2 protein-coding genes are annotated in these 3578 nt (G+C 73.5%); both read left to right on the plus strand.

All coding sequences use genetic code 11. The annotated features are described in order from the left end of the window. Positions 1 to 92 precede the first annotated feature (92 nt). A complete protein-coding gene (locus LPA42_RS33245; protein ID WP_077939440.1) occupies positions 93 to 1103 on the plus strand; it encodes an alcohol dehydrogenase catalytic domain-containing protein in 1011 nt (336 codons plus the stop codon). 86 nt (positions 1104 to 1189) lie between these two features. Further along, positions 1190 to 3436, plus strand: coding sequence for a formate C-acetyltransferase (gene pflB, locus LPA42_RS33250; protein ID WP_096761700.1), 2247 nt, complete (start codon positions 1190 to 1192; stop codon positions 3434 to 3436). Positions 3437 to 3578 lie beyond the last annotated feature (142 nt).

Genomic DNA, 3578 nt, shown 5'->3' on the forward strand with positions numbered 1-3578 from the left:
GTCCTGGGTGGGGTGGTCCGGGGACTCTGCCTTCGGCGGGGCGGGCGGAGCAGATTGAGGGTGGAAGCGACAACGGAGCTGGGAGGCCCCCGATGCGTGCGAGTGTCGTCACCGCGTTCGACCGTCCACTGGAGATGTTCGACCTGCCCGTGCCGGAGCCGGGCCCGGGCGAGATCCTCGTCCGGATCGAGGCCAGCGGCCTGTGCCACACCGACATCCACGCCGCGCGCGGCGATTGGCCGGTCAAGCCGAACCCGCCGTTCGTCCCCGGGCACGAGGGCGTCGGCATCGTCGAGCGGATCGGCGCGGGGGTGACCGAGCACGCCGTCGGCGACCGGGTGGCCCTGCCCTGGCTCGGCTGGGCGTGCGGGACCTGCGCGTACTGCGTCACGGGGTGGGAGACGCTGTGCGAGTCGCAGCGCAACACCGGGTACGCCATCGACGGCGCGCACGCCGAGTACGCGGTCGCGTCGGCCCGCTACGCCGTGGCCGTCCCCGCCGGGGTGGAACCGGCCGAGGCGGCCCCGCTGACCTGCGCCGGCGTCACCACGTACAAGGCGGTGAAGGTCGCCGGGGTCCGGCCCGGCGACCGGGTGGCGGTCTTCGGCATCGGCGGCCTGGGCCACCTCGCCCAGCAGTACGCGCAACTGTTCGGCGGCGAGACGGTCGCCGTCGACGTCACCGCCGAGAAGCTGGCCCTCGCCGCCTCGCTCGGCGCGACGCACACCGTCGACGCCGCCGACGTCGACCCGGTCGAGGCGATCACCGCGCTCGGCGGGGTGGACGTGGCGATCGTGCTGGCCGCCGACCCGCGCGTCGTCGAGCAGGCGCACCGCTGCCTGCGCCGCGGCGGCCGGCTGGTGCTGGTGTCGCTGCCGAAGGACAACGAGGTCACCCTGCCGGTCTTCGAGACCGTGCTCAAGGGCATCACCGTCATCGGCTCGATCGTGGGCACCCGCGCCGACCTGGCGGAGGTGTTCCGGCTGCACGCCGCCGGCCGCACCCATGTCGCGTACGAGGTGCGCAAGCTCGACGAGATCAACGAGGCGATCGAGGACGTGCTGGCCGGCCGGGTCGCCGCCCGCCTCGTGCTCCAGCCGTGACCCGCCCGCGGCCGGCCGGCCCTCACCTGCCGGCCGGCCGCCGACCAGCCGTGACCCGCCACCTGACCGACCGGAAGGACACGACGATGACCGGCACCGAGCACATCCGCGACCCGTGGCGGGGCTTCGCCGACGGGGCGTGGCGCACCACGATCGACGTGGCGGACTTCGTGCGCCGCAACCACGAGCCGTACACCGGCGACGCCGGCTTCCTCGCCGGCCCGACCGAGCGGACCCTGGCGGTCTGGGGACGGCTCACCGACATGTTCCCCGAGGAGCGCAGCCGCGGCGTGTACGACGTCGACGCGGCCACCCCGTCCACGATCACCGCCCACGCCCCCGGGTACATCGACGCCGACCGGGAGCTGATCGTCGGGTTGCAGACCGACGCGCCGCTGCGCCGGGCGATCATGCCGGCCGGCGGGCTGCGGATGGTCGAGACCGCGCTGCGGGCGTACGGCTACGAGCCGGACCCGGCGGTGCACCGGATCTACACCCGCTACCGCCGGACCCACAACGACGCGGTGTTCGACGCGTACCCGTCGGACGTCCTCGCGGCGCGGCGCTCGCACATCATCACCGGCCTGCCCGACGCGTACGGGCGGGGCCGGATCATCGGCGACTACCGGCGGGTGGCCCTGTACGGGGTGGACCGGCTCGTCGCCGAGCGCCGGGCGCTGAAGGCGGCCCTGGACGACCGGCCGTCGACCGACGACGTGATCCGCGAGCGGGAGGAGCTGGCCGAGCAGATCCGCGCCCTCGGCGAGCTGACGCAGATGGCCGCCGCCTACGGCTACGACATCTCCGGCCCCGCCACGACCGGCCGCGAGGCGATCCAGTGGCTGTACTTCGCGTACCTGGCCGCCACGAAGGAGCAGAACGGCGCGGCGATGTCGCTCGGGCGGACCGCGAACTTCGTGGACGCCTACCTGCGGCGGGACCTCGCCGAGGGGCGGCTGGACGAGACCGGCGCGCAGGAACTGGTCGACGACTTCGTGATCAAGCTGCGGATCGTGCGGTTCCTGCGCACCCCCGAGTACGACCAGCTCTTCTCCGGCGACCCGACGTGGGTCACCGAGTCCCTCGGCGGGATCGGCGCCGACGGCCGGCCGCTGGTGACCCGCACCAGCTTCCGCTACCTGCAGACCCTCTACAACCTGGGACCCGCGCCGGAGCCGAACCTGACCGTGCTGTGGTCGCCCCGGCTCCCGGAGGGATTCAAGCGGTTCTGCGCCCAGGTGTCGCTGGACACCAGCGCCATCCAGTACGAGAACGACGAGCTGATCCGGCCCGCGTACGACGACGACACCGCGATCGCCTGCTGCGTGTCGGCGATGCGGGTCGGCAAGGACATGCAGTTCTTCGGGGCGCGGGCGAACCTGGCCAAGGCGCTGCTATACGCGATCAACGGCGGCCGGGACGAGCTGACCGGCGACCAGGTCGCCCCGCCCGCCCCGCCGGTCGGCGGCGAGACGCTCGACTACGACGAGGTGCTCGCCGCGTACGACCGGACGCTGGACTGGCTGGCCGAGACGTACGTGGACGCGCTGAACGTCATCCACCACATGCACGACCGGTACGCCTACGAGCGGCTGGAGATGGCGCTGCACGACCACCCGGTGCACCGGTTCATGGCCACCGGGGTCGCCGGGCTGTCGGTGGCGGTGGACAGCCTCGCCGCCATCCGGTACGGCCGGGTGAAGGTGCTGCGCGACGCCACCGGGCTGGCCGTCGACTACGCCGTGGAGGGCGAACCGCCCACGTACGGCAACGACGACGACCGGGCCGACGAGATCGCGGTGTGGCTGGTGGAGACGTTCGCGGAGAAGCTGCGCCGGCAGCGCACCTACCGCGACGCGGAGCTGACCATGTCGGTGCTCACCATCACCTCGAACGTGGTGTACGGCAAGCACACCGGCAACACCCCCGACGGGCGGCGGGCCGGCGAGCCGTTCGCCCCCGGCGCGAACCCGATGAACGGGCGGGACACCCACGGCCTGGTCGCGTCGGCGCTGTCGGTGGCGAAGCTGCCGTACGACGCGGCGCGCGACGGGATCTCGCTGACCGGCACGGTCACCCCCGACGGGCTGGGACACACCCGCGACGAGCGGATCGCCAATCTGGCCGGGGTACTCGACGGGTACGCCGACGCGGGCGGGTTCCACCTCAACGTCAACGTGCTGGACCGGGCCACCCTGCTCGACGCGATGGCCCACCCGGAGCGCTACCCGCAGCTCACCGTCCGGGTCTCCGGATACGCGGTGAACTTCGTCCGGCTCACGCCCGAGCAGCAGCGCGACGTGGTCTCCCGCACCTTCCACGGTTCGCTGTGACCGGGCCGCTGGCGACCGGCCGGGGCCGCCCCGCTGCCGGCACGGGCCGGGCGGGGGCCCGCCGGGGACGGGCGGGAACTGACCGGCGCGGTGCACTCGTGGGACCTGTCGATCGGGGTGGACGGCCCCGGGACCCGGTTCG

This window comes from Micromonospora sp. DH13, assembly GCF_020873825.1.
In the GTDB taxonomy this organism is placed as follows: Bacteria; Actinomycetota; Actinomycetes; order Mycobacteriales; family Micromonosporaceae; genus Micromonospora; species Micromonospora haikouensis.

Excerpts from the sequence above, each read along its gene's own strand:
- LPA42_RS33245 (WP_077939440.1), top strand. The coding sequence starts at position 93 with ATGCGTGCGAGTGTCGTCACCGCGTTCGACCGTCCACTGGAGATGTTC.
- pflB (WP_096761700.1), top strand. The coding sequence starts at position 1,190 with ATGACCGGCACCGAGCACATCCGCGACCCGTGGCGGGGCTTCGCCGAC.